Origin of the sequence: Streptomyces sp. NPDC052701, from assembly GCF_040678355.1 — a bacterium.
In the GTDB taxonomy this organism is placed as follows: Bacteria; Actinomycetota; Actinomycetes; order Streptomycetales; family Streptomycetaceae; genus Streptomyces.
Genome location: NZ_JBFATO010000001.1, coordinates 49,269 through 73,118, shown reverse-complemented (window position 1 = coordinate 73,118; position 23,850 = coordinate 49,269). Strand labels below are relative to the sequence as shown.

Sequence of the window (23,850 nt, the reverse complement as noted above, 5' to 3'; positions counted from 1 at the left end):
GGGGTCGAGCAGGCTGCCGTCGAGGAGCTGGTTGACGTTGACGCCGGGGTCGGTGGCGGCATGGGTCAGGCGGGGCGGGACGGGCCCCGCGGCGCCGGCCGGGGGTCAGGAGTCGCGGTAGGCCTCCAGCAGCCGCAGCCACACCTCGCTGATCGTCGGGTACGACGGGACCGCGTGCCACAGGCGGCCGAGCGGGACCCGCCCGGCGACCGCGACCGTCGCCGAGTGGATGAGCTCGCCGACGCCGGGACCGACCAGGGTGACGCCGCGCAGGGTCTCGTCCTCCAGGTCGACGACCATGCGGGCCCGGCCCTTGTAGCCGTCGGCGTACAGGCCCGCGCCCGCCACGGAGGACAGGTCGACGTCGACGGCGCGCACCCGGTGCCCGGCCTCCTCCGCCTCGGCCAGGGACAGGCCCACGGCAGCCGCCTCCGGGTCGGTGAAGACGACCTGGGGGACGGCGGCGTGGTCGGCGGTCGCGGCGTGGGCGCCCCACGCCTCCTCGGCGAGGGTGGCGCCGGTGGCCCGGGCGGCGATGGCGGCACCCGCGATGCGGGCCTGGTACTTGCCCTGGTGGGTGAGCAGGGCGCGCCGGTTGACGTCGCCGGCCGCGTACAGCCAGTCGTGGCCGGTGACGCGGAGGCTGTCGTCGACGTCGAGCCATGACCCGGGCTCCAGGCCGACCGTCTCCAGGCCGATGTCCTCGGTGCGCGGGGCGCGTCCGGTGGCGAACAGGATCTCGTCGGCCTCGATGCGCTCGCCGGTGCCGGTGACGACCACGACCGTGCCGTTCTCGCGGGTCACCGACTCCACGGAGGTGCCGGTGCGGACGTCCGCCCCCGCCTCGGTGAGGGCTTCGGCGACCAGTTCCCCGGCGAAGGGCTCCATGCGGTTGAGCAGGCCCTTGCCGCGGACGAGGACGGTGACCTTCGAGCCGAGGGCCTGCCAGGCCGTGGCCATCTCCGTGGCGACCACACCGCCGCCCACCACCACCAGCCGGCCGGGCACGGCTCCGGCACCGGTGGCCTCGCGGCTGGTCCACGGTTCGACCTCGTCGAGGCCCGGCAGGCCGGGCAGCGCGGCGCGGCTGCCGGTGCACACGGCCACGGCGTGGCGGGCCGTGAGGACCCGCCGCGTGCCGTCCGGGCCGCTCACCGTCACCGTGCGCGGCCCGGACAGCCGCCCGTGGCCGCGGTACAGGTCGGCGCCGATGCCCTCGAGCCACCGGACCTGGCCGTCGTCCTTCCAGTGGGAGGTGTAGTAGTCGCGGTGGGCGAGGACCGCGGGAGCGTCGAGGGGGCCCCGCACCGACTGGCGCAGGCCCGGCACGCGGCGGGCGTCCGCCCGGGCGATGACCGGCCTGAGCAGGGCCTTGCTGGGCATGCACGCCCAGTACGAGCACTCGCCGCCGACCAGTTCGCTCTCCACGACCGCGGTGGAGAGGCCGGCCGCGCGCGTGCGGTCGGCGACGTTCTCCCCCACGGGTCCGGCGCCGAGCACCACGACGTCGTACGCGATCGAATCCGTTTCCGTCATGGGGCCAGTCTGGTGGGTGGTGTGCGCCGGGGCCACACGGGTACGTGCGCGGAATAACACGGGTACGTGCGCGGAATACCGGACCGGCCGGCCGTGTTGTGCCGACGGCCCGCCCCCACACCAGGAAGAGGGAAACACGCCATGAGCAGCACCGTGGAGCTCACCAAGGAGAACTTCGACCAGACGGTCACGGAGAACGACTTCGTCCTGATCGATTTCTGGGCGTCCTGGTGCGGGCCGTGCCGGCAGTTCGCCCCCGTCTACGAGAAGGCGGCCGAGGAGAACCCGGACCTGGTGTTCGGCAAGGTGGACACCGAGGCGCAGCCGGAGCTGGCCGCTGCCTTCGGCATCCAGTCGATCCCGACGCTGATGATCGTGCGGGACCAGGTCGCCGTGTTCGCCCAGCCGGGGGCGCTGCCGGAGGCGGTTCTGACGGACGTCATCGGGCAGGCCCGGAAGCTGGACATGGACGAGGTCCGCAAGCAGATCGCCGAGCAGCAGGACCGGCAGCCGCAGCAGGGCGAGTGACGCCCCCGGCGAGGGCTCCGGGACGGGAGGGCCTCGGAAGGGGCAGGCCGCAACGCCACCGCGCACCGTCGTCCAGCGCAGCTCGGTGAAGGCTCCGGGCCGGCCTCGCAGCCGAAGCGGGCGCCGGTGCCGCAGGCCGCGATGCCGCCGGAGGACCGCCCCGCGCGCCGTACGCGGAAGCCGGAGGACCGCCCCGTCCGCCGCACACGGAAGAGGCACACGTCCGGGTGACCGTCCGGCGCTCGTGCGCCGCCCGTGCCCTGCCGCCGGGCCGCGGCGCCGCCGGGTCCTTCACGCTCCCGGACCCCCGCCCTCGTGGGTCAGCTGGAGTCGCGGTGGACGACCGTGGCCCCCAGCGCCTTGTGCGTCCCGGGCGCGGCACCCGGGTCGCGCACCGCGCGGTCGACCAGTTCGGCGAGTTCCCGGCCGGACGGCAGCTCCAGCCGGACCGTGGTCAGCCGCGGCCGCAGCAGCCGGCCGAGCATCAGGTCGTCGGCGCCGACCACGGCCGTCTCCCGGGGGATGTCCACGCCCTCGTCCTGCAGGGCGCGCATCAGCAGCATCGCGTACTCGTCGTTGTACGCGAACACCGCGTCGAGGCCGAGTCCCCGCCAGCGTGCCGCGAGCCGCGCGGCGCAGTCCTCGTCGTAGGCCAGCGGCAGCTCGGTGACCGTGGCGCCGGTGCCCCGCACGGCCTGGCGCACGCCGGCGAGGCGGGGCGCGGAGAAGCCCTCCAGGCCGGCCTCCTGGGGGACGACGACGCCGATCCGGCGCCGGCCGCGGTCGCGCAGGTGGGCCCCGGCGCTGCGGCCGACCGCCTCGTGCTCCACCAGCAGGGCGTACGCGCCCTCGACGGTCTGCGGGCCGAGGGTGACCACCGCCCGGGCACCGGAGCGCTTGAGCACCGCCACGCCCTGCGGGCCGAGGCCCGAGCCGGGCACCAGGACGGCCACGGGCCGCAGCTCGGCCCAGGCGCGGGCGGCCTCGTCGCCGTGCGGGCCGGCGGTGCCGTACTGCACGACCGTGTAGTCGAGGTGGCTCAGCGCCCCCTGGAGGTCGGCGATGAACCGGCTGTAGAGCGGTCCGACGGGGAAGGCGGGTGCGGGCATCAGGACCATGCGGCTGTGCCCGGCGCGCAGGCTGCGGGCCGCCGCGTGCGGGACGTACCCGAGTTCCCTCGCGGCCTGGTGGACCCGGCGGCGGGTGGGCTCGCTGATCCGTACGGCGCCGGCGTTGTTGAGGACGTAGGAGACGGTCGCGCGCGAGACGCCGGCCAGGCGGGCCACATCGGCGCTCGTGGGCACGGCGCCCGGCGGCGCGGGCGTGTTCGGTATCTGCACCATGACGCACCGCATCTTCGCAGAGGCCCGGACCGGCCCTTCGCGCGGGGGAGTTGGGGCGAAACGGTGTGCGTCCGTCCGCGGCCGGCCCGGACCGTCAGCCGGGCCGCCCGGTGCCCGTCACGCGGTTCACGAGGTCGACCCACGCGGCCTCCAGGCGCTCCAGCGGCATCCCGCACTGCCTGGTCAGGTGATGGACCAGGACAGGGTCGAGCTGGCCCATCAGCGTGTGGGCGAGCAGTTCGCAGTCCGCGTCGGGGACCGTCTGGCGCAGCAGCACGGCGACGTGGTGGCACAGCACGCGGCGGGGGGCGGCCGTGAAGCGGCGGTCCGCGTCGGGCTCGGCCGCCAGCATCAGGTCCAGTTCCTCGGCCGAGCGGCGCAGCAGGGCGCAGCCGAAGGCCCGCAGCCGCTCGACGGGGGGCGCCCCGGGGCCCAGCGGCGGGGGGCCGCTGAGGAACGCGGCCTGGAACTTCTTCTCGGTGTGGTCGAGCAGCGCCGTGAGCAGGCCGGTGCGGTCGCCGAAGCGGCGGAAGACCGTGCCCTTGCCGACGCAGGCCGCCGCGGCCACCGCCTCCATGGTGACGCCGGCCGCGCCGCGCTCCGCGACCAGCCGGGCGGCGGCCTCCAGCAGCCGGGCCCGGTTGCGCGCCGCGTCGGCCCGCAGGCAGGGCTCGTCGGCGTCGGACCCAGTGCCCAGTTGCAGCAGCTCGCGCCGGCCGACGGATTCCTCGGGGGTCGGGAAGGAGGGAAGAGCGGCGGACATGAAGCCAGCGTAAAGCATCCGGAAGAAAACTGGACCACGGTCCGTTTAAAGTGCTACAACAGAAACGGACCTCGGTCCGGATCGTTACGGCAGTGTTTCAGCACCTGGGAGTTCCGCATGTCTGTTCGCATTCTTGCGCTCGTCGGCAGCCTTCGCGCCGGTTCGCACAACCGTCAGCTCGCCGAGGCGGCCGTCAAGCTCGCCCCCGAGGGAGCCGAGGTGCAGCTGTTCGAGGGCCTGGCCGACATCCCCTTCTACAACGAGGACATCGACGTCGAGGGCGGCGTCCCGGCCGCCGCCGCCAAGCTGCGCGAGGCCGCCTCCGCCGCCGACGCCCTGATCCTGTTCACCCCCGAGTACAACGGCACCATCCCGGCCGTCCTGAAGAACGCCATCGACTGGCTGTCCCGCCCGTACGGCGCCGGCGCCCTCACCGGCAAGCCGGTCGCCGTGGTCGGCACCGCGTTCGGCCAGTACGGCGGTGTCTGGGCGCACGACGAGACCCGCAAGGCCGTGGGCATCGCCGGCGGCAAGGTGATCGAGGACATCAAGCTGTCCATCCCCGGTTCGATGACCCGTTTCGCCGAGACGCACCCGGCCGACGACGCCGAGGTCGCCGCGCAGCTGACCGAGGTCGTCGCCCGCCTGCACGGCCAGGCCACCGAGCCGGCCGCGGCCTGACCGCTCCCGCCCGGCACCCCGAAGGGGGCCGGAGCCGACCCGGCTCCGGCCCCCTTCGGCGTGTCCGGGTCCCGCCTCGCACGCGCTCCGCGCCCGCCCGGCCGCCGGTGCCGGCCGGCCGGACGGGAGGGGGCGCCCCCTGGTGCTCCCGTGCGGGCGGGACCCGGCGTCGTCGCTGCCGGCCGCCCCCTTCCCTCTCGTCCGGAGGCGGCGACGGGGCTACCGGCTCGCCGACTGGTGACGGCCGTGCAGCGCCTGCAGGACGTCCTGGTCCGTCAGCTGGCCGAAGTCGTCGTACCAGAGGCCGACGGCCATGAACGCGGCCGGCCGGTGCAGGCAGATCACCTCGTCGGCCTCGGCCCGCATCGACTCGGCGGCCTCCGGCGAGGCCACCGGTGCGGCCAGCACGAGCCGCGCGGGCCCCTGACGCCGCACGAAGCGCAGCGCGGCGCGGGCCGTGGAGCCGGTCGCCAGGCCGTCGTCGACGACGATCACGGTCCGTCCGCGCAGCGCGGGGGCGGGGCGGCCCTGCCGGTAGAGCCGCTCGCGGCGGCGGAGCTCCGCGCGTTCCCGTTCCACGACGGGGGCGAGCACGGCCCTGCTCAGACGGAGCCGGCCGAGGGCGTCCTCGTCGAAGAGCGGCTCCTCGTCGCCGGCCATCGCGCCGACGCCGAGCTCCTGCTGGTAGGGCGCGCCGATCTTGCGTACGACGAGCACGTCGAGCGGGGCGTCCAGGGCCCGGGCGACCTCCTGGGCGACGGCTACGCCGCCGCGGGGCAGGGCCAGGACGACGGGATCCGGCAGGGCTCCCTCGTCCTGGCGGGCGCGCAGCCGTTCGGCCAGCAGCCGGCCGGCCTGCCGGCGATCTCGGAACCGCATGGTGACGGGCCCCCTTACCTGAACGTTCCCCACCGGGACGGCCCTCTCGGTCCGGCATCCGCGTACCCCCTCCCCCGCGCGCGATGCGCTTCGCCGGGTCCTCCGTCACACTCGGAGCACGGGGTGTTTCCAGCCGGCCGGCGCAGCCGGCCCGGCACCGTGTGCACGGGCGCCGGACGCGCCCGTGCGCCACCGCGCACCAGGCCCCCGCAGACTCCGACGTGACGGGAGCTCCCCGATGACCAGCGCCCCTTCCCCCTCGCAGTCCGCCCGGCCGGGCCCGCGCATCGGCGTACTGGGCTCGTACGGCGGCTTCAACATCGGCGACGAGTCGATCCTGACCTGCGTGCTCGCCTGTCTGCGCGCCCAGCGCCCCGGGGCCCGGCTGGTCGTCTTCAGCCGGAACGCCGAGCACACCCGCGCCCACCATCCGGGCGCCGACGAGGTGGTGGACTGGGAGGGCGTCAGCCGCCACCGGGTCTTGGACGCGCTGGCGTGCCTGGACGTGCTGGTGCTGGGCGGCGGCGGGCTCCTGTTCGACGGCGAGGCGCGCCGCTACCTGCGGCTGGTACGGGCCGCGCAGGAACGCGGCATCCGCACGTTCGCCTACGCCCTGGGCGCCGGCCCGCTGCGGGAGGCCGACGACCGGGAGGCCGTGCGCACCGTGCTGGCGGACTTCGACGACGTCGTGGTGCGGGACGAGGAGTCCCGGCTGGTGCTGGAGGAGGTGGGCGTCGAGCGTGACATCGCCGTCACCGCCGACCCGGCGCTGCTGCTGGAGCCGGAGCCCTTCACCGACGCGATGATGCGCCACGAGGGCGTGCCCACCGACTCGCGCCTGGTGGGGATGTCGGTGCGGGAGCCGGGCCGGGCGGCCGAGAAGCTGGACGAGGGCGGCTACCACGCGCTGCTCGCCGACGTCGCGGACTTCCTCGTGCGGCGGCTGGACGCGCACGTGGTGTTCCTGCCGATGGAGCGGCACGACGTGCGGCACGCGCACGCCGTGCTGTCCCACATGACCGCGCCGGACAAGGGGCGGATCCTGCACGGCTCCTACAGTCCGGGTCAGGTGCTCGGCTTCATGCGCCACCTGGACCTGGCCGTCGGCATGCGTTTGCACTTCGTGATCTTCGCGGCGCTGTCCGGGCTGCCCGTGCTGCCGCTGCCGTACTCGGGCAAGGTGTTCGACTTCGCGAGCCGGATCGGCGCGCCGGCCCTGGTGGGGGTGGCCCGTGAACAGGCGGGGCTGCTGCTGGCGGAGGTGGACCGGCTGTGGGACGAGTACCCGCGGCGCCGCGCGGACCTGCGGGCCCGCGTCCGGGAGCTGTCCGTGCTGGCCCTGGAGACCTGCGCGCGCTGCGGGGTCCTGCTCGACGAGGTCGACGGCGGCGCGGACGCGGCGGACCGGCGGGTCCGCACCGAGCCCCGCCCGCTGGGCGTGTGACGCCGCCGGGCGTGGGGCACGCGGTCGCCGGACCCGCTCCGTGGAAGGACAGCGATGCCGATCCTGCAAGAGCCCCGGGAGTCCCGCACCGTCACCCTGCCCGCGCGGCCCGCGCGGCACGGCGGGCGGGCCGACGTCCTGGTGGTGGGCGGCGGCCCCGCCGGGTGTGCCGCCGCGGTCGCCGCGGCCGACGCCGGGGCCGACACCGTCCTGGTCGAGCGGTACGGGTTCCTCGGCGGCAACGCGACCGTGGCGCTGGTGATGCCGCTGATGTCGTTCCACAACGAGCACCGGCAGGCCGCCTTCACCGAGTCCGGTGACAACGCCCGGCTGCTGCCCACCGACCACGGCGACGGCGAGCCGGTGGTCGCGGGCGTGCTGTGGCGGCTGCTGGACAGGCTCGCGGGGCGCGGCGGCTGCCTGCCGCCCTCCCGGAAGACCGGGTACACGGTCCCCTTCGACCCGGAGCTGTTCAAGCTGGTCCTGCTCGACATGATGGACGAGTCGGGGGTGCGGATGCTGTTCCACGCCTTCGCCTCCACCGCGCTGCGCCTGGAGGACGGCTCCGGCTGGCGGGTGGTGTTCGAGACCAAGTCCGGCCCGGTGGTGATCGACGCCGGGGTGGTCGTGGACGCCACGGGCGACGGCGACGTCGCGGCCGCGTGCGGGGCGCCGTACGAGATCGGCCGCCCGGAGGACGGACTGGTGCAGCCGATGACGCTGATGTTCCGCGTCGCGGACTTCGCGCGGCCCGACTTCGCCGACTACGTGCGCGCGCACCCGGACCAGTGGCGCGGGGTGCACGGCCTGTGGGACCTGATCGAGGAGGCGCGGGCGGACAACGACCTGCGGCTGCCGCGCGAGGACATCCTGTTCTTCGCCACGCCGCATCCGCGCGAGGTCGCGGTCAACAGCACCCGGGTGACCCGCGTGCTCGGCACCAGCGTGTGGGACCTGACCCGCGCCGAGTACACGGCCCGGCGCCAGCTCGCCCAGATCGACCGCTTCCTGCGCACCCGCGTGCCCGGCTTCGAGGAGTCGTACGTGGTGCAGAGCGGCAGCCACATCGGCGTGCGGGAGACCCGGCGCGTCCTCGGCGACTACCAGCTGACCGGTCACGACATCCTGGCCGCGCGCATCTTCCCGGACGTCGTCGCGCACGGCGCCTACCCGGTCGACATCCACAACCCGCGCGGCTCCGGCACCATTCTCAAGCGGGTGCCGCAGGGCAGCTTCTACGACATCCCGCTGCGCTGCCTGGTCCCCCGGGGCACCGAGCGGCTGCTGGTGGCCGGCCGCTGCATCTCCGGGACGCACGTGGCGCACTCGTCGTACCGGGTCATGCCCATCGCGATGGCGACCGGCCAGGCGGCCGGGGTGTGCGCCGCGCTGACCGTGCGCCACGGGCACGGTCCGCGGGGCGTGCCCTACCGGCTGGTGCAGCGGGAACTGCTGCGGCAGGGCGCCCGGCTGCGCACGGACCTGCCGGCGGTGACCTGAGGGAGCGGGAGGCCGTCGCCGGAAGGGGCCGCCACGGGCCCGCCCGGGTCAGCGCGCCGCCAGCTGCTCCTCGCACCACTGGCGGGCCGCGTCGGTGACCCGGTCCAGCGTTCCGGGCTCCTCGAACAGGTGGGTGGCGCCGGGCACCACGTGCAGGCGGTGCGGGGCGTGCAGCCGCCGGGCCGCCTCCCGGTTCAGCCCGAGCACCCGGTGGTCGCGCCCGCCCACGACGAGCAGCACCGGAACCCGTACGGCGTCCAGGGCGTCCCCGGCCAGGTCGGGCCGGCCGCCGCGCGAGACGACGGTGAGGACCCGGCCGGGCCGGCCGGCGGCGGCGACCAGGGCGGCGGCCGCGCCGGTGCTCGCGCCGAACAGCACGACGGGCAGGTCCCGGGTGGCGGGCTCGGCCCCCAGCCAGTCGATCGCGGCCGCCAGACGGCGCCCCAGCAGCGGGATGTCGAAGCGGAGCCCGGCGGTGACCAGGTCCTGGCGTTCCTCCTCCTCGGTGAGCAGGTCGATCAGCAAGGTGGCGAGCCCGGCCGCGCCCAGCCCGGCGGCGACCTCGCGGTTGCGCGGGCTGTGCCGGGAGCTGCCGCTGCCGTGCGCGAACAGCACGACCGCCCGCGCGGGCGCCGGCGCCAGCACGGTGAGGTCGCCCACCAGGTCCCTGCCGTCGGCGGGCACCGTGACCGTCCGGGAGATCATCGTCGGCCTCCTCTGCCTCGGGGGACCCGGTCCCGCGGCCGTGCCGCCGGGTGCGGGATCCCGCGGTCGACGGGTCGGTGAGGTGTGCTCCGGCCGCGTACCCGCGATGACGCACGGCTCCCGCCGGGGCGGCACCACGGGCGGTCCGGCCGCCGGCCGCCGCCGGCGTCCCGCCCGCCCGCACCGGCCGCGCGTGGCGGACACGGCCCGTCCGCGCCCTCCGCGCCGGACCTCCCCGCGACCTCGTTCCGGTGACAGCCGACGCGGGCGGGGGCCGCATGCGCGGGCGGTGATCGGGCAGTCGAGGGACATGGTCGGTGACACGGGAGACGACAGTCGGGTACGGCGGCCGGGTGGCAGCGGGCACCGGACGGTGCAGCACGCCGCCGACATCCGGATCGAGGCGTGGGCGGCGAGCCGGGAGCACTGCCTGGCCGAGGCGGTACTGGGGATGGTGGAGTGCTTCGCCGACGTCTCCGGGGTGCGGCCCACCGCCGTGGACCGCGTCCGGCTGGCCGAGGCCAGCGACGACGACCTGCTGGCCACGCTGCTGGACGAGGTCATCTACCGGCTGGAGGTGTACGGCCAGGTGCCCGTGGACGTGGAGGCCGACGAGGCCGACGGCGGCCTGGACGTGCGGCTGGCGGTCGCCGGGCTGGCGGACGTGGAGATCACGGGGGCGGTCCCGAAGGCGGTGGCCTGGGACGAACTGCGCATCGGGCCGGGGCCGTACGGCTGGTCGTGCGCGGTGACGGTCGACGCCTGAGGCTGGCGGGCGGGTCGCGGGGCCCGGCGGTCCCCGTGCGGGCCGGTCCCGGAGGTTCCCGCCGGGGAGGCGTCCTCGGTGCCGCCCTCCCCCGCTCTCTCCGGACGCGTTCCGGACGCGTTCCGGGGGGTGCGGAAGGGCTGCGGAACTCCTTCCGGAGAGTTCCCGGTACCCGGGGCGGCCGGGCCCCGGCCGCGCACCGCGGCACGGCGGGTGCGCCCCTGGCGCGCGGCCGCGGGCCGGGGGCGGGGTGTCGGCCGCCCCCGGCCCGCCTGTGCTCAGCGTGCGCCGGGGACTTCCTCCGTCACGCCGTTCAGGGGCGAGGCGGGGTCGCTGCCGTACGGGCGGGTGATGGCCTCCAGGCCGTGGCCGGCCGGGTCCGTGAAGTACACGCCGCGGCCGCCGTCGTTGCGGTTGATCCGGCCCGGGTGCCTGCCGTGCGGGTCGGCCTGGAAGGGGATCCCCCGCTCGACGAGCCGGGCGAGGATCGCGTCGAACTCCTCCTCGGAGACGAGGAACGCGTAGTGCTGCACGGGGATGTCGATGTCGACGGTCGCGAAGTCCAGCGTGACGCCGTTGGCGGTCGTCACCGGCAGGAACATCCCGGCCGGTTCCCCGACCTGCAGGCCGAGGATCCCGGCGAGGAAACGGGCGGACTTCTCCCGGTCGTGGGAGAGGACGATGGTGTGGTTGAACTCGACTGACACTGCTCAATGCCTCCACGGGCATCTCCGCGGCGCCTCCATGCCTCACCCGGCCGGTGACCGGCACGCGATGCCGCGACCCGGATCGTAGACGCGCCGGTCCGCGTCCGTCGAGCGGTTTCCGGCCGGGCGCGCGGCGCGGCCCGGCGGCACGGAGAACGGATGACCGGCCGGATCCGCCGGTGCTCCCGGGGCCCCGGGGTGTCCTCCGGCCGTCTGCTCGCCTCCGCGGCGGCGTCCCTCGCGCTGATCCCGGTCCCCGGGCCCAGTGCGCCGTCCGTGGTCGGGCGGGCGCCGGCGCAGGGGCGCCGCGCCGCGCCGACCGCGGTGGCGGGGAACACGCTCGGCGCCTGCGTGCTCGTCGTGGCCGTCGCGTCCGGGACCGGGTCCGCCGCGGAACGCTCGGTGCCCGTCCTCACGGCGCCGGGGCCGGCGGGTACCGCCTGCCCGGTGTACCTCGGTGCGAGGACGCGGCGCGAACGAGGCGCGCCGCGGGCCGCGTTCGCCGGTGGCGGGGCGGCGCACGGCGGAACGCGCACGTTCCGGGAGGGGTTCGCGGTCGGGGCCGGCACCCCCGGGACCCTCGTGTTCTTCGCGGCCGTGCTGCCGCAGCCCGTCGCGCGCGGACAGGGCGGTGCGGCCCGCGGGTGCCCATGCCGAACTCCGGTCCGCGCGGCGGGCATCCGGCGCACGGGGTCCACCGCCCGAATTCCGCATCGGATCAGCAGGGCGAGCTGGTGCGGTACTTGACGGCCGCGGAGGCCGGACGCGGGGTTGCGCGGTCTGCCGGCCGCCCTGCATCGTGGCACTGCGACCGGGCTGCGCACGGCCCTGCTCCCACCACCTCCGAGGGAAACAGTGACTCACGCCGAAGGGGCAGCGGTCCCCGACCCACTGCTGATCACGCAGGCCGTCGCGGAGGACGGCACCACGGTCGTCACGCTCCGGGGAGAGGTCGACCACACCTGCGGGGCGCGGCTGGCGGACACCGTGGTGACCTGTACGGGGGCCGGCAGGAACACCGTGGTCGACCTCAGCGCGGTGACCTTCATCGACTCGACGGGCATCAACACCCTCCTCGCCGCGCACCAGGCCGCGCGGAACAACTGGCTGCGCCTGGTGGTCCGTCCGGGCCCGGTGCTGCGCGTGGTGCGGCTCGTCGGCCTCGACACCGTGGTGGCCTGCCACCCCACCCTCCAGGAGGCCCTCCGCGGCTGAGGCCGGGGCCGGTCCCCGGCCGGTCAGCCGCCGGCCGGCCCGAGCACGCGGCGCAGCGCGCTGTCGGGGCGGGCGGTGAGGTCGGCCCAGGTGCCCTCCTCCACGATGCGGCCGGCTTCCAGGACGGCGATGCGGTCGGCGCGGCGGATGGTGGCCGGGCGGTGGGCGATGACGAGGGTGGTGCGACGGGTGTCCCCGCCCAGGGCGGCGGCGAGTTCCTCGTCCGCGGTGTTGTCCAGGTGGGCGGTGGTCTCGTCCAGGACGAGGACCCGGGGACGGGCCAGCAGGGCGCGGGCGAGGGCGATGCGGGCCCGCTGCCCGCCGGAGAGGGTGGCGCCGCGTTCCCCGACGACGGTGTCCAGCGCCGCGACGCGGTCCACGCCGCACAGGCGGGCCGTCTCGGCCAGCAGGCGGTCGTCCGCGTCCGGTGCGGCCAGGCGCAGGTTCTCGGCGAGGGTGCCGTGGAAGAGGGGGGTGTCCTGGCCCACCACGGCGACGGCGCGGCGCAGTTCGGCGTCCGGCAGGTCGCGCAGGTCGACGGGGTCCGCGGTGCCGGGCAGCAGCTGGACGGCTCCCTCGGAGGGGTCCCAGAAGCGGGCCAGCAGGTGGGCGCAGGTCGACTTGCCGGCTCCCGAGGCGCCGACCAGGGCGACGGTCTGCCCGGCGGGGACCGTCAGGTCGACGCCGTTCAGGACGGGCCGGTCGCCGTAGGCGAAGCTCAGCCGGTGCAGCCGTACGCCCAGCGGTCCGGGCGGCAGGCGGCGGGGCGCGGCGGGCGGCGGGGCGAGCGCGGGGGCCCGCACGGCCGCGTCGACGCGGGCCGCGGCGGCGCGCAGGGACACGGCCCGGCTGAGCGCCCGGGCCGACTCGGCGACCGGGCCCAGCACCGCCACGGCCAGCGTCGTCGCCGCCGGGACCCAGGCGCCGTGCAGCCGCCCGGCGGCGGCCGACTGGGCGGCGGCCGTCACCACGCCGACCACCGCCACCACGATGAGGAGGTCGCGGACGGCGGCGGCCAGGGCCTCCCAGGTGGCCTCCGCCCGCTGCGCCCGCCCCACCGCGCGGCCCCGGTCGGCGAGGCGGCGGCGCCGCTCGGGCAGCCCGCCGAAGGCGAGCAGTTCGCGCAGCCCGTCGACGGCCTCCACGGTGTCGGCCGACAGCCGCGCGGCCGCTTCCCGGGTGCGGGCCCCGCGCGCCGCGCGCGTCCGCGCGTCGGCGAACGGCGCCGCGGCGAGCAGCGCGGCGACCGGCAGCACCACCGCCGTCAGCCACGGCTCCACCACGGCCAGGGCCGCGGCGCCCCCGGTGAGGACCACTCCGGAGGCCAGGAGCTGGGCGGTGGTGTGGGCGTAGAAGAACTCCAGCGCCTCCACGTCGGCCATGGCGGTGGCGGCCAGGTCCCCGCTGCGCCGCCCGGCCACCCGGGCGGGCGCGCTGCGGGCGAGCCCGTCGAAGACCCGCACGCGCAGCGCGGCCAGCACCCGGTAGGCCAGGTCGTGCGAGAGGTCCATCTCCCGCCAGGTCGTCAGGGCGCGCACGAGGACCAGGGCGAGGAGGACGGCGGCCGTGGCGGCGGAGGGGGCGCGGTGCTCGACGACCGCGGTGCCGACGGTGTGCGCGGCCAGCGTCAGCAGGGCGACCAGCGAGGCCTGTTCGACGAGCGCGGCGGCGCAGGTGCGCGCCATCATGGCCCGGTGCCCGGCGAGGGCGGGCAGCAGGGCGCGCAGGGCGCCGCGTGCGGGCACGGCCGCGTCCGGGGTGGGGGTGGTGGCGGTCATGCGGCGCGTCCTCCTTCGTACGGCTCCCCCGCCGCGACGAGTCGCGCGTACAGGCCTCCGGCCGCGGCGAGGGCGGTGTGGTCGCCGACGGCGTCCACGCGTCCGCCGTCCAGGACCACGACGCGGTCGGCGTGCCGGACGGCGGCGAGGCGGTGGGCGACCACCAGGACGGTACGGCCGGCCGCGGCGGCCGGCAGGTCGCGGACGATGTCCGCCTCGCGGCGTTCGTCGACCGCGCTGGTGGCCTCGTCCAGGACGAGCACCGGGGCGTCGGCGAGCAGGGCCCGGGCGAGGGCGAGCCGCTGCCGCTGCCCGCCGGAGAGGGTGGCGCCCCGTTCGCCGAGGACGGTGGCGTAGCCGTCGGGCAGGGCGGCGATCTCGTCGTGCACGCCGGCGGCGCGGGCCGCGCGGACCAGCTCGGCGTCCGTCGCCTCCGGCCGGGCCAGGCGCAGGTTGTCGGCGATGGTGGCGTGGAAGAGGTGGGTCTCCTGGGAGACGACGGCGATGCCCCGCCGCAGCGCGTCGAGCGCGTACCCGGTCACGTCGCGCCCGCCGACCACGACCCGGCCCGCCCCCGGATCGTGGTGGCGCAGGAGGAGGGCGAGCAGGGTGGACTTGCCGGCGCCCGACGGTCCGACGATCGCGGTGGTCCGTCCGGCCTCGGCGGTGAAGGTGACGCCCCGCAGCGCGGGCGTCCCGGCGCCGGGGTAGGTGAACTCCACGTTCTCGAAGCGCACTTCGGGCGGGGCCGGCCAGTCGGCCGGTGCCGTTGCGGTGTCGGGGACGGCGGGTTCGGCGGTGCGCAGGGCGGTGAGCCCGTCGGCGGCCGACGCGCCCAGGTATCCGGCGTGCCACTCGCGGGACAGGTCGCGCACGGGCCGGAAGCACTCGGAGGCCAGGAGCAGCAGCAGATACGTGCTCGCCGGGGCGGAGGACCCGGTGACGGCCGACCGGCAGGCGAGCAGCGCGGCGGCCACGACGCCGCCCTGGATGGCGAGGTCGGTGAGCCCGGTGTCCACGAGCGACACGCGGAGCTTGGCGACGGTCGCCCGGTGCAGTGCCGCCGAACGCTCCTCCAGCCGCCGCCGGGTGCGCCCGACCGCGCCCGCGGCCCGCAGCGCGGGCATGCCCTGCAGCGCCTCCAGGTAGTCGGCGCCAAGGTGTTCGTAGGTGTCCCAGTGCTCCTTGCCCCGCTCGGCCAGCAGCCGGTCCCACGCGCGCGGCCCGGCCAGGGCGAGCAGCAGGGCCGGGACGAGGCCGAGCAGGACGGCTGGTTCGACGGCGGCCAGGGCGGCGAGCAGCAGGGGCGGCACGGTGAGGGTGACGAGCAGCTGGGGCAGGTAGCGCGAGACGTAGGCGTCGACTCCCTCGACCCCGTCGACCAGGGTGGTGCGGACGGCTCCGGCGCGGGCGGTGCTCAGATGGGCGGGGCCCAGCCGTCCGAGGTGGGCGAGGAGTTCGTCCCGCAGGGCCACCCTGACCCGGGCGCCGGCGCGGGTGGCGGCGCGCCGCTGCAGGCAGCCGAGCCCGGCCCGGGCGGCGACCGTGCCGAGCACCGCCGCGAGGAGCGGCGGCAGCCGGCCGGTGTCGCCGCGGGCCACGGCGGCGAGGGCGAGGGCCAGCAGCACGGCCTGCGCGAGGTGGGTGACGGTGACGGCGCCCTGCAGGAGGGTGGCCGCGGCCAGGGGACGCCGGGCGTGCCGGGCGGCGCGACGCAGCTCGGGATGGACGATCACGAGGGCCCTTTTTCGTCGGGGTGGGTGGGACGGAGGGGTGCGGGGGCTGGGGGTGGGACGGGGGCGGTGGGGGCGGAGCCGAGGGCCAGGCCGTGGACGATCCAGTCCCGGCCGGGCGCGGCGCCGAGGGCGGCTCCGAGGTCCGCCTGCTGCCAGGAGCCGACGGGCCGGGCGGCCAGCCCGTGCCGCAGGGCGGCCAGCTGGGCCAGCTGGACGGCGAAGCCGGCCCTCAGGTGGGTCCGGCGTATCCGCCGGGCGCCGGCGTCCGCGGGGCAGCCGTATCCGAGCAGGACGGCTCCCGCGTCCGCGATCCAGCCCTGGCCCGCGGCCCAGACGGCGAGCGTGGGCCGCGCCTCCCCTGCGGCGAGCCGCCGCAGCGTGCCGCCGGGGCCCAACTCGAGGAGCTCCGGGCGTGGTTCGCCGACGGCCGCGCACCAGCCGAGTTCGCCGGCGCCCGCCTCGACGGCGGTGGCGAGCACGTCCCGCAGGGCGTCACGGGGCGGTGCGCCCCGCAGCGGGGGCGGGGCACTGCGGCGGGCGAGCAGTTCGCCCGGTGCGGGCGCCGTCGCGGGGCCGGAGGAGGGGGGACCGCCCGTCGCGGGAGCGCGGGCGGGGGAACCGTCCGCGGTGGCCCGTGCGCAGTCCTCGTGGGGAGCGAAGTGCAGCGCGGCCACCGGCTCTTCGGTGCGCCCGTCCATGCGGAGCTGCGGCGGCGCCGTGCCCAGCGCCCGTCCCGCCAGCCACAGCGCCGCCGCGGCGTGCCCGGCGTCGAGCAGGACGAGGGGCCGGGCGCGGTGGCCGTAGTGCGAGGCCGTGCGCCGCGGGCTGAGCGACAGTTCGACGCTCACCCCGGGCGGCGCGCCGCCGGGCACCGGGGCGAGGCGGTGCACGCGGTGGCGCAGCGGGTCGTAGCCGTAGCGGCCCGGTGGCAGCGGGCAGCCGGGGCCCACGGCCAGCCGGGCGTCCACCGGGTGCAGCGCCCCCGCGGACGCGGCGGGCCGCAGGCGTCCGGAACCGTCCGAGGCGGCCAGCGACAGCCGCAGCAGGAGCTCCAGGTCCAGTTCCCCGCGGCCGGCCCGCGGCAGGGGGCGCGGCGGGCCCGGCCAGGCGCGGACGGGCGGCCCGGCGGGCGTGTCCGGGCCCGGTTCCTGCGGGGAGCGGGCCCGGGCGAGCGCGGCGACGAGATCCACGGCCCGGCCCTCACATGTGCGGCGGGGGCGCCAGCGTGAAATCCTCCGGCGCGCTCGGCGCGGTCGTGCGCCATCCCCGTGCGACGGCGGCCTCGGCCAGGCGCGGGCAGCCGAAGTACCCGAAGGCCGCGGGGGCGTTGGGAAGGAGCCCGGAGACCAGGACGCGGGCGACGCGCAGCGGTGTCTCGGCCACGTCCTCGGTGGTGAGGTCGAACGTCATGACGCGGTGGCCGCGCTCGTGGAGGGCGCGCTCCAGCCGCTCCCGGCTGCCGGGCCGGACCGCGTCGAGGGACACGGTCCCGAGCGCGGGCTCGGTGAAGCGCCGGGCCTCGGCCGCCATCCGTTCGTCCAGCCAGACCTGTACGTGCGCGCCCAGGTCCCGGACGTGCTCGAACTGTTCACCGCAGGCGTCGAGGTAGCGGCGGTCCGCGCGGTGGTCGAGGTAGAGGCCGCGGGCGAGCAGGCCCGCCTCGACGGCCTGGAACACCCAGCCGTCGGGGCCGGTCAGGCCCTGGGTGAAGACCCAGGTGTGGACGGCCTCCAGCACGGCCTTGCGGGCGGCCTCGGCCGGGTCGTACTTGCAGGCGAACCCGGCCGCGTACAGGCCGAGCCGCGGATCGTGGACGAGGGCCGCCACGCAGGGGGCGAACTCGGAGGGCATCTCGACGAGGCGGACGTCGAGCGCGGATCCGGCGAGATCGTCGGCGAGGCCGGGCACGGTGGCCGGGTCGATGCCCCGGGCCGGGCCGTCGAGGTGCCACCACAGCTCCAGCGCGTCGCGTTCGACGATCTCCAGCAGGCCGCGTTCGACGGCGTCGTCGAAGCCCTGCCCGGTGGCGATCCCGGCGTAGTTGAGGTGGTGGGTGCGGGGCAGCGCGCGCAGGTCGCCCTGGCGCCAGTTGAGGTGGGTGAGGGCGACGGGTGCCCAGACCTCGGCGGTCGCGCCGCCGGGCAGCCGTTCCCGGCCCCGCGTCCACAGGGCCGGGGTGTCGGGGGTGAGGGGGCGGTAGGGGAACTTCTCGCGGGCGTACTGCCAGGCGGCGTACGCGGGCAGCTCGTCCGGCCCGTACAGCCGCAGCCCCTGGCCGGCGAGCTCGGCGGCCGTCGCGCGCAGCGGTGCGCCGGGGTGGCCGGGCGGCGGCACGCGGTTGCCGCAGTACCGCTCGACCCCCTCGGCTATCGCGGCGGTCCGGGCGCCCTCGGGGTCGCCGAAGGTGGTGCCGAGGGACACCCGGTCGGCGGGCCACAGGCCGAGCTTGCGCGCGTCGGCGATCTCGGCGGTGAGCGCGGTGTAGCGGGGCGGCGCGCCCGCGGGGTGCTCGACGGGTTTGACCTTGCGGACGATGCCGCAGACGGGGTCGACGAGGGCTTCCAGCGGCAGCGCCGTCATCGCGGGATCTCCTGTGCGGGGTCGACGGGTACGGGACGGGAGGGGAGGGCGGGGATCCGGAGCGCCACGCCGCCGGGGTCGACGTGGCGCCGGGAGGCGAGCAGCCGGGTGGCCGTGAGGGGGTCCTCGCCGGTGTGGGGGTTGCGGGCGTGGGCCGGGAAGTGGTGCCCGGCGATCTCCAGGCGGAGCCGGGTACCCGCGGGCAGCCGCCGGGCGAGCAGGCCGAGGTCCACGGTGAACTCGGCGGGGCGCCCCGGGGGGTCCGCGCGCCGGACGACGCCGACGGCGAGCCGTTCGGCCGTCCCCCCGGGGGCGATCGCGACGAGCCGGGCGGCCCAGTCGGCGGACGGGGTGTCGGCGGTGGCCCGCAGCCGTACCCCGACCGGTCCGACGACGTCCAGGGGGCGGGGCAGCGGCGCGGTGACGAGCAGGCACCGGTCGGGTGCGCCCTTCTCCGGAACCGTCAGCTCCTCGGAGGAGACGGGATGTCCGGGGTCGGCCGTGAAGGAGGCGCCGCGCAGGAGCCGCAGGCGGTGGGGGCGCGGCTCGCCCTCCGTGCCGGCGGGCAGCCACAGGGGGGCGCCGCCCAGCGCGACCGCGGCCCGGTGCCCGGCCCGCAGTTCCCCGGCCAGGGCGCGGCGGGCCCAGCGCGCGTACAGCGCGCCGAGGCTCACCCGGTGCGCCGGGAGGGCGCCGGGCCCGGGCTCGGCGACGAGGCCGTGTCCCCAGGGGCCGAGCAGCAGTCGCGCCGAGGGCCCGCCCCAGGCGCGCCACAGCGCGACGGTGTCCTCGGTGAAGTGGTCGTGGTGACCGCCGACCGCGAGCAGCGGCATCCCGGCGCGTCCGGCCCGTGCGCCGGGCCCGTTCCGTTCGCGGTGCCGCCACAGACCCGGCCAGGACGGCAGGCTCCGGCCGAGCCGCCGGGGGAGGTCGCTCAGCGGCAGGTGGGTGAACAGGCCGGGATCGGCGGCACGGGCCGCGGCCAGGGCGCCCTCGTCGGAGTCCGGGCGGTCGCCGTGGGCGGCCCACCACCCGGCGCGGGCCGCCAGGCGTTCCACGCCCGACGGTTCGCGGGCGGTCTCGGCCGCGCCGAGCGCGGGCACGGCAGCGATGACGGCGTCCGGCCGGGCCTCCCGGGGCGCGTCGAGGGCGAGCGCGAGGGCGCAGTGGGCGGCGTAGGAGCCGCCCGCCGCGACCAGTCTCCCGTCGCTCCAGGGCTGCCGGCGGATCCAGCGGGCGGTGGCCGCCCCGTCGGCGGCCTCGTGCGCGTACGGCCGCCACTCCCCCGCCGAGGCGTGCCGGCCGCGGACGTCCTGGACGACCGCGGCGAAGCCGTGCCGGGTCCAGCCGTCCAGTTCGGCGCGGTGCCGCAGCCGGTCGTAGGGGGTACGGACGAGGACGGCCGGGAAGGGGCCGGCGCCGTCGGGGAGGCGGACGTCGGTGGCGAGTCCCGCGACGGCCGTGGTGTACGGCGTCATCCGGCGCTTCCCGGTATCGGGGCGACGGCGGGGACGGGCAGGACGGGGTGCTCGGTGACGGTGAGCGTGCGCAGGTCGACGCGGCGCAGCCGACGCCGGGCCGGCGGCCCGCCGGTGCGGGAGGTACCGGTGCCGGGTTCGCCGGTGCCGGGTTCGCCGGTGGCCCACCGGGTGAGGTCGTCGGCGAGCAGGGCGGCGAGCAGGGCGGCCGCGGGAACGGTGAGGCGGACGGGCGCGCCGCAGGTGCGCGGCCCGCTCCAGTAGGCGCCCAGTTCGCGGTGGGCGGGGGTGGCGGCGAGCCGGCGGGCGCGCAGCTGGGCCGAGGTGACGTCCCCGGGCGCCGCGGCCAGGGGTTCGAGCCAGGCCTGCCAGCCCTCGCGGTGGCAGCGCAGCCAGGCGACGCCCCGCTCGGGCAGCCGGTCGGCGGCGTCCCACAGCCCCGCGGGGACGGGGCCGTCGAGGCACCACGCGACGGCCGCGGGCCGGCCGTCGGCCGCCTCGTCGAACGAGGCGGCGGCCCGGGGTTCGGCTCCGGCGGCCCGCAGGAGGGCGGCCAGCGGCTCGGTCAGCACGGGATCGCCCAGCAGCCGGACGTCCCGGCGCCCGGCGGGCCACGGGGTGTGCCGCGGGGCCTCCGCCAGGTATCCGGCGTCCTCGAAGGCCTTGACGAGGCGGTCGAGTCCGGCGTCCGGCCGGTCCGTCGCCCGGCCGGTGAGCCGGGCGAGCAGGGCGTCCTGGTCCGCGTCGCCGGTCCGCACGCCGAGGAACTCCCCGTCGGCCGTGCGGACGGCGAGCCCGCGTCCGGGTACGGCGACGACCTCGACACCGGGTGCGAGCTGGCTGGGGGACACGTCGGTTCTCCTGTGCGGGAAGGGGCGGTCACGGGGCGGTGGGGAAGGGCCGGGGTGGGCCCGCCCGGAAGGCAGCGGGCGGGCCCACGGTGGGGGGTGTCCGGTCCTCGCTTACTCCTCGGTGTCCTCGAAGGGGTTCTCGACGAGGGCGTTGGAGTGGGAGGCCGAGTCGTGGGCCAGCTGGCCCGGGTCGGCGATGGGGGCGAAGACCTGCTCGTTGTCCATGGAATTCTCCTTCTTCACAAGGGAGGTACGGCGTTCTGTTGAGCGCCATGCACCACTCTAATGAATATGATTTTCATTTCGCTACCCCTGTGAGGGGGTGATCCGGGTAACACACCGGCCAGCCGCCCTCGGGGTCCCGCCCCACCCGGCCCGCCACCTTCAGCACGTCGGCCAGCAGCCCCGGCGTGACGACCTCCTGCGGCGTCCCGTCGGCCACCACACGGCCGTCCCGCAGCGCGACGATCCGCTCGGCGAACCGGGCCGCGTGGGCCAGGTCGTGCAGCACCATCACGACGGTCAGCCGGCGCTCCTCGCGCAGCCGCACCACGGTCTGCAGCACGTCGAGCTGGTGGTGCAGGTCCAGGTAGGTGGTCGGCTCGTCGAGCAGCAGGACGCGGGTGTCCTGGGCGAGCGCCATCGCGAGCCGGACCCGTTGCCGCTCGCCCCCGGACAACGCGTCCACGGGGCGTTCGGCCCACTCCTGCACCCCGACGTCGCGCAGCGCGCGCCGCACGACGGGGTCGTCGCCCTCGCGCAGCATGCCGAGCGGGCCGCGGGCCGCGTACCGCCCCTGCCGGACCAGTTGGCGCACCGTCATGCCGGGGACGGCCGGCGCGGACTGGTGCAGCAGCGCCACCCGCCGGGCGGTGGCGCGCCGGGAGAGCCGGGCCAGGTCGTCCCCGCCGAGCCGGACGAGTCCCCGCTCGGGCCGCAGCAGCCCGGCGGCCAGCCGCAACAGGGTCGATTTCCCGCAGCCGTTGAGGCCGATGAGGGCGGTCAGCTCGCCGGGGCCGACACTCAGGTCGACGCCGCGCAGCACGGGGCGGTCCGGGTAGCCGAAGTGGACTCCCTCGACGTGGATCCCCAGGGGTTCGGTCATGCTCTGTCCTTCGTCGACATCAGAACGTCCGGTTCGGCGCACGCCGCACGACGACCAGCAGCAGCGCGGCCCCGAGGCAGGTGGTGAGCGCCCCGACCGGCAGCGTCAGCCGCCCGGTGTCCAGCGCGAGCGCCAGCAGCCGCGAGGCGAGCTGGGAGGCCGCGTCCGCCCCGCCCACCACGGCCGCTCCCACGAGGGCGGCGCCGGGCAGGGCCACCCGCAGGTCCGCGCCGTACACGGCGGTCGCCAGGTGCGGCACGAGCAGCCCGACGAACCCCAGCGCCCCGACGGCGGCCACCGCCCCCGCGGTCAGCGCCACCGCGCACAGCAGGGCCAGCCCGCGGGCCCGCCCGGCGGCCAGGCCGGCGGCGGTGGCGATGTCGTCCCCGCAGCGCAGCAGGGTCAGCGGGCCCGCCAGCAGCCAGGCCGCGATCCCCCAGACCAGCGCCCACGGCCACAGCAGGTGCCAGTGCTCCCACACCCGGCCCTCGGTCGTGCCGACGAGCCACTGGACGACGCTGCCGAGTTCGCCCGGGGCGACGAGGAGCACCATGGCGGTGAGCCCGCCGAGCACCGCCGACACGAGCACCCCGTGCACGGCGGTCCGCTCCGGGTCGCCGCGGCCGGGCCCGGCGAGCAGCCACAGCAGCCCGGCCCCGGCCAGACCGCCCGCGCACGCGGCGACGACCACGGCCAGGGGCGATTCCCACCCCGCGAGTCCGAGACCGGTCGCGGCGACGGCACCCAGCACCGCCCCCGGTGTGACACCCGTGACCTCGGGCCCGGCGAGCGGATTGCGCAGGGCCGACTGCAGGACCAGCCCGGCGGCGCCGAGACACGCCCCCGCGCCGAGGGCCACCAGCAGGCGGGGCAGGCGGAGCTGGAACAGGATGTGCCGTTCCGTCGCGTCGCCTCCCCCGCCGAGGACGTCCCAGACCACGGCCGGGGACATGCCCCGCCCGGCCACCAGTTCGGCACCGGCGCACACGGCGACGAGCACGGCGAGCATCCCGAAACGCCGTTTCACGGAGCCACCTCCGCACCCTCGGCCGCCCCGGCCCCCGCCGCCCCCGGCGGCGCGGCGCGCCCCGGACCGCCGGGCCGGGGCACCGCCGTTGGTGCCCCGGCACGCCACCGGCCGCCGAGCAGGAGCCCCACGCCTCTCGCCGCGGCGCGCCCCCGGCCGCCGGACCGGGGCCCCGCCGCGCGCGACGCGCCGCCCCCGCGCCCGCGCCGTCCCCCGGACCGGAGCAGGGCGGCTCCGGCGGGGACGCCGAGCAGAGCCGTCCAGGCGCCGGCCGGGGTCTCCACGGGCGCCAGCGCCAGCCGGGCCGGGACGTCGGCCACCGCCACCACGACGGCACCCCACGCCGCCGACCAGGGCAGCCAGCGCACCGCGCCGTCGCCCGGGGCGAGGCGCCGCGCCAGGTGCGGCGCGAGGAACCCGACCCACGCCACCGGCCCGCACACGGCCGTCACGGGTGCGATCAGCAGGACGGCGATGGCCAGCGCGGCCGAGCGGGCCCGCCGGACGCGCACGCCGAGCGCCTCGGCGTCCTCGTCCCCCAGCCGCAGCACCGAGAGCACCGGCGCGCACAGCACGAGCGCGGGCACCGCGACGAGCAGCCAGGGCCCCAGGCCGGTCACGTCCTCCCAGGTGCGGGCGGACAGCGAGCCGAGCAGGTAGCGGTAGATCAGCTGGAGGTCGAGCTGGTCGGCCAGCACCATCAGCACGAGCAGCGCGGCCTGCAGGGCGGCGGCGACCGCCGCCCCGGTGAGCAGCACGGCGGACGGGCTGCGCCCCAGTCCGGCGGCGAGCAGGGTGAGCCCGCCGCCGAGCGCCGCACCGCCGATGGCCAGCAGCGGCTGGACGGCGGCCGGGATGGACACCGCCAGCACCAGCGGCGCGGCCACCCCCAGGGCCGCCCCGGAGGACACGCCGAGCATCTCGGGAACGGCCAGGGGGTTGCGCAGCGCCTCCTGCAGGACGAGCCCGGCCGCGCCCAGGCAGGCCCCGGCGACCAGCGCCAGCAGCAGGCGCGGCACGCGCAGTTCGGTGACGACGACGCCGGCGAGGGTGGTGTCCCCCTCCAGCAGGGCCGCGGGCAGCCGGTGCGGCGGCACGGCGGGCGTTCCCAGGCTCAGCGCGCAGACGGAGGCGGCCAGCAGCAGCCCGGCCAGGACGGGGAGCCGCCCTCGTGCGCCGGGCCGCGGACGGCGTGCGGACCGCGCCTTTCCCGGTGCGGCGTCCCCCG

Annotated in this window: 22 protein-coding genes and 1 pseudogene; 7 read left to right on the top strand and 16 right to left on the bottom strand. The window is 77.3% G+C overall.

What is annotated here, in order from left to right; all coding sequences use genetic code 11:
- Positions 1 to 105: 105 nt before the first annotated feature.
- Positions 106 to 1,536 (bottom strand): NAD(P)/FAD-dependent oxidoreductase, encoded by a 1,431-nt coding sequence (locus AB0L29_RS00350; RefSeq protein ID WP_365821710.1) that lies wholly within the window; start codon positions 1,534 to 1,536, stop codon positions 106 to 108.
- 141 nt (positions 1,537 to 1,677) lie between these two features.
- On the opposite strand from AB0L29_RS00350, the gene trxA reads away from it, so the two are divergent.
- Positions 1,678 to 2,064 (top strand): thioredoxin, encoded by a 387-nt coding sequence (gene trxA / locus AB0L29_RS00345; protein WP_365821708.1) that lies wholly within the window; start codon positions 1,678 to 1,680, stop codon positions 2,062 to 2,064.
- Between the two features lie 320 nt (positions 2,065 to 2,384).
- On the opposite strand, the gene AB0L29_RS00340 is transcribed toward trxA, so the two are convergent.
- Positions 2,385 to 3,407 (bottom strand): LacI family DNA-binding transcriptional regulator, encoded by a 1,023-nt coding sequence (locus tag AB0L29_RS00340; protein ID WP_365821706.1) that lies wholly within the window; start codon positions 3,405 to 3,407, stop codon positions 2,385 to 2,387.
- A 94-nt stretch (positions 3,408 to 3,501) separates the two neighbouring features.
- On the bottom strand, positions 3,502 to 4,170 hold the full coding sequence (locus AB0L29_RS00335; RefSeq protein ID WP_365821704.1) for a helix-turn-helix domain-containing protein: 669 nt from the start codon (positions 4,168 to 4,170) through the stop codon (positions 3,502 to 3,504).
- A gap of 117 nt (positions 4,171 to 4,287) precedes the next feature.
- On the opposite strand from AB0L29_RS00335, the gene AB0L29_RS00330 reads away from it, so the two are divergent.
- Positions 4,288 to 4,851 carry an NAD(P)H-dependent oxidoreductase gene (locus AB0L29_RS00330; RefSeq protein WP_365821702.1) on the top strand — a complete coding sequence of 188 codons (564 nt, stop codon included), beginning with the start codon at positions 4,288 to 4,290 and terminating at the stop codon, positions 4,849 to 4,851.
- A gap of 219 nt (positions 4,852 to 5,070) precedes the next feature.
- On the opposite strand, the gene AB0L29_RS00325 is transcribed toward AB0L29_RS00330, so the two are convergent.
- Positions 5,071 to 5,730, bottom strand: a complete 660-nt coding sequence (locus tag AB0L29_RS00325) for a phosphoribosyltransferase family protein (RefSeq protein ID WP_365821700.1) — start codon at positions 5,728 to 5,730, stop codon at positions 5,071 to 5,073.
- A gap of 238 nt (positions 5,731 to 5,968) precedes the next feature.
- On the opposite strand from AB0L29_RS00325, the gene AB0L29_RS00320 reads away from it, so the two are divergent.
- Both AB0L29_RS00320 and AB0L29_RS00315 read left to right on the top strand, forming a co-directional pair.
- Positions 5,969 to 7,174: a polysaccharide pyruvyl transferase family protein gene (locus AB0L29_RS00320; RefSeq protein ID WP_365821698.1), complete on the top strand. Its 1,206-nt coding sequence runs from the start codon at positions 5,969 to 5,971 to the stop codon at positions 7,172 to 7,174.
- Positions 7,175 to 7,228: 54 nt separating this feature from the next.
- Positions 7,229 to 8,674, top strand: a complete 1,446-nt coding sequence (locus tag AB0L29_RS00315) for an FAD-dependent oxidoreductase (protein WP_365821696.1) — start codon at positions 7,229 to 7,231, stop codon at positions 8,672 to 8,674.
- 48 nt (positions 8,675 to 8,722) lie between these two features.
- Here the strand turns inward: AB0L29_RS00315 and AB0L29_RS00310 are convergent, their stop codons facing one another.
- Positions 8,723 to 9,379 (bottom strand): alpha/beta family hydrolase, encoded by a 657-nt coding sequence (locus AB0L29_RS00310; protein ID WP_365821694.1) that lies wholly within the window; start codon positions 9,377 to 9,379, stop codon positions 8,723 to 8,725.
- Positions 9,380 to 9,689: 310 nt separating this feature from the next.
- On the opposite strand from AB0L29_RS00310, the gene AB0L29_RS00305 reads away from it, so the two are divergent.
- Positions 9,690 to 10,145 (top strand): archease, encoded by a 456-nt coding sequence (locus AB0L29_RS00305; protein WP_365821692.1) that lies wholly within the window; start codon positions 9,690 to 9,692, stop codon positions 10,143 to 10,145.
- A gap of 278 nt (positions 10,146 to 10,423) precedes the next feature.
- Here the strand turns inward: AB0L29_RS00305 and AB0L29_RS00300 are convergent, their stop codons facing one another.
- Positions 10,424 to 10,852 (bottom strand): VOC family protein, encoded by a 429-nt coding sequence (locus AB0L29_RS00300; protein ID WP_365821690.1) that lies wholly within the window; start codon positions 10,850 to 10,852, stop codon positions 10,424 to 10,426.
- Positions 10,853 to 11,011: 159 nt separating this feature from the next.
- Here AB0L29_RS00300 and AB0L29_RS00295 point away from each other — a divergent pair, with 159 nt between their 5' ends.
- Positions 11,012 to 11,599 (top strand): LysE family transporter, encoded by a 588-nt coding sequence (locus AB0L29_RS00295; protein WP_365821688.1) that lies wholly within the window; start codon positions 11,012 to 11,014, stop codon positions 11,597 to 11,599.
- A gap of 108 nt (positions 11,600 to 11,707) precedes the next feature.
- Positions 11,708 to 12,067: an STAS domain-containing protein gene (locus AB0L29_RS00290; RefSeq protein ID WP_365821686.1), complete on the top strand. Its 360-nt coding sequence runs from the start codon at positions 11,708 to 11,710 to the stop codon at positions 12,065 to 12,067.
- 23 nt (positions 12,068 to 12,090) lie between these two features.
- Here the strand turns inward: AB0L29_RS00290 and AB0L29_RS00285 are convergent, their stop codons facing one another.
- The 10 genes and pseudogenes from AB0L29_RS00285 to AB0L29_RS00240 form a co-directional block, all read right to left on the bottom strand.
- The gene (locus AB0L29_RS00285; protein WP_365821684.1) at positions 12,091 to 13,845 is read right to left on the bottom strand and encodes an ABC transporter ATP-binding protein; all 1,755 of its coding nucleotides are present in this window, start codon (positions 13,843 to 13,845) and stop codon (positions 12,091 to 12,093) included.
- Positions 13,842 to 15,581, bottom strand: coding sequence for an ABC transporter ATP-binding protein (locus AB0L29_RS00280; protein ID WP_365821682.1), 1,740 nt, complete (start codon positions 15,579 to 15,581; stop codon positions 13,842 to 13,844). Before AB0L29_RS00280 ends, AB0L29_RS00285 begins: the two co-directional genes overlap by 4 nt.
- Positions 15,578 to 16,771 carry a SagB/ThcOx family dehydrogenase gene (locus AB0L29_RS00275; protein WP_365821680.1) on the bottom strand — a complete coding sequence of 398 codons (1,194 nt, stop codon included), beginning with the start codon at positions 16,769 to 16,771 and terminating at the stop codon, positions 15,578 to 15,580. Before AB0L29_RS00275 ends, AB0L29_RS00280 begins: the two co-directional genes overlap by 4 nt.
- A 10-nt stretch (positions 16,772 to 16,781) precedes the next feature.
- The gene (locus tag AB0L29_RS00270) at positions 16,782 to 18,161 is read right to left on the bottom strand and encodes a YcaO-like family protein (RefSeq protein WP_365821678.1); all 1,380 of its coding nucleotides are present in this window, start codon (positions 18,159 to 18,161) and stop codon (positions 16,782 to 16,784) included.
- Positions 18,158 to 19,639, bottom strand: a complete 1,482-nt coding sequence (locus AB0L29_RS00265; RefSeq protein WP_365821676.1) for a CocE/NonD family hydrolase — start codon at positions 19,637 to 19,639, stop codon at positions 18,158 to 18,160. Before AB0L29_RS00265 ends, AB0L29_RS00270 begins: the two co-directional genes overlap by 4 nt.
- Complete coding sequence (locus tag AB0L29_RS00260; RefSeq protein WP_365821674.1) at positions 19,636 to 20,490, bottom strand: hypothetical protein; 855 nt, start codon at positions 20,488 to 20,490, stop codon at positions 19,636 to 19,638. Before AB0L29_RS00260 ends, AB0L29_RS00265 begins: the two co-directional genes overlap by 4 nt.
- 111 nt (positions 20,491 to 20,601) lie before the next feature.
- The gene (gene amiA / locus AB0L29_RS00255; RefSeq protein ID WP_241270818.1) at positions 20,602 to 20,715 is read right to left on the bottom strand and encodes a streptamidine family RiPP; all 114 of its coding nucleotides are present in this window, start codon (positions 20,713 to 20,715) and stop codon (positions 20,602 to 20,604) included.
- A gap of 57 nt (positions 20,716 to 20,772) precedes the next feature.
- A pseudogene (locus AB0L29_RS00250) lies at positions 20,773 to 21,595 on the bottom strand (ABC transporter ATP-binding protein).
- A 19-nt stretch (positions 21,596 to 21,614) separates the two neighbouring features.
- Positions 21,615 to 22,604 (bottom strand): iron chelate uptake ABC transporter family permease subunit, encoded by a 990-nt coding sequence (locus AB0L29_RS00245; RefSeq protein ID WP_365822651.1) that lies wholly within the window; start codon positions 22,602 to 22,604, stop codon positions 21,615 to 21,617.
- A gap of 14 nt (positions 22,605 to 22,618) precedes the next feature.
- Complete coding sequence (locus AB0L29_RS00240) at positions 22,619 to 23,764, bottom strand: iron ABC transporter permease (protein WP_365822649.1); 1,146 nt, start codon at positions 23,762 to 23,764, stop codon at positions 22,619 to 22,621.
- Between the last annotated feature and the right edge of the window lie 86 nt (positions 23,765 to 23,850).

What these genes read in the sequence shown, in the direction of transcription:
- AB0L29_RS00330 (WP_365821702.1), top strand. Translation starts at nt 4,288, where the DNA reads ATGTCTGTTCGCATTCTTGCGCTCGTCGGCAGCCTTCGCGCCGGTTCG.
- AB0L29_RS00305 (WP_365821692.1), top strand. Translation starts at nt 9,690, where the DNA reads ATGGTCGGTGACACGGGAGACGACAGTCGGGTACGGCGGCCGGGTGGC.
- AB0L29_RS00315 (WP_365821696.1), top strand. Translation starts at nt 7,229, where the DNA reads ATGCCGATCCTGCAAGAGCCCCGGGAGTCCCGCACCGTCACCCTGCCC.
- trxA (WP_365821708.1), top strand. Translation starts at nt 1,678, where the DNA reads ATGAGCAGCACCGTGGAGCTCACCAAGGAGAACTTCGACCAGACGGTC.
- AB0L29_RS00295 (WP_365821688.1), top strand. Translation starts at nt 11,012, where the DNA reads ATGACCGGCCGGATCCGCCGGTGCTCCCGGGGCCCCGGGGTGTCCTCC.
- amiA (WP_241270818.1), bottom strand. Translation starts at nt 20,715, where the DNA reads ATGGACAACGAGCAGGTCTTCGCCCCCATCGCCGACCCGGGCCAGCTG.
- AB0L29_RS00335 (WP_365821704.1), bottom strand. Translation starts at nt 4,170, where the DNA reads ATGTCCGCCGCTCTTCCCTCCTTCCCGACCCCCGAGGAATCCGTCGGC.
- AB0L29_RS00340 (WP_365821706.1), bottom strand. Translation starts at nt 3,407, where the DNA reads ATGGTGCAGATACCGAACACGCCCGCGCCGCCGGGCGCCGTGCCCACG.
- AB0L29_RS00245 (WP_365822651.1), bottom strand. Translation starts at nt 22,604, where the DNA reads ATGCTCGCCGTGCTCGTCGCCGTGTGCGCCGGTGCCGAACTGGTGGCC.
- AB0L29_RS00285 (WP_365821684.1), bottom strand. Translation starts at nt 13,845, where the DNA reads ATGACCGCCACCACCCCCACCCCGGACGCGGCCGTGCCCGCACGCGGC.
- AB0L29_RS00310 (WP_365821694.1), bottom strand. Translation starts at nt 9,379, where the DNA reads ATGATCTCCCGGACGGTCACGGTGCCCGCCGACGGCAGGGACCTGGTG.
- AB0L29_RS00350 (WP_365821710.1), bottom strand. Translation starts at nt 1,536, where the DNA reads ATGACGGAAACGGATTCGATCGCGTACGACGTCGTGGTGCTCGGCGCC.
- AB0L29_RS00265 (WP_365821676.1), bottom strand. Translation starts at nt 19,639, where the DNA reads ATGACGCCGTACACCACGGCCGTCGCGGGACTCGCCACCGACGTCCGC.
- AB0L29_RS00270 (WP_365821678.1), bottom strand. Translation starts at nt 18,161, where the DNA reads ATGACGGCGCTGCCGCTGGAAGCCCTCGTCGACCCCGTCTGCGGCATC.
- AB0L29_RS00320 (WP_365821698.1), top strand. Translation starts at nt 5,969, where the DNA reads ATGACCAGCGCCCCTTCCCCCTCGCAGTCCGCCCGGCCGGGCCCGCGC.
- AB0L29_RS00325 (WP_365821700.1), bottom strand. Translation starts at nt 5,730, where the DNA reads ATGCGGTTCCGAGATCGCCGGCAGGCCGGCCGGCTGCTGGCCGAACGG.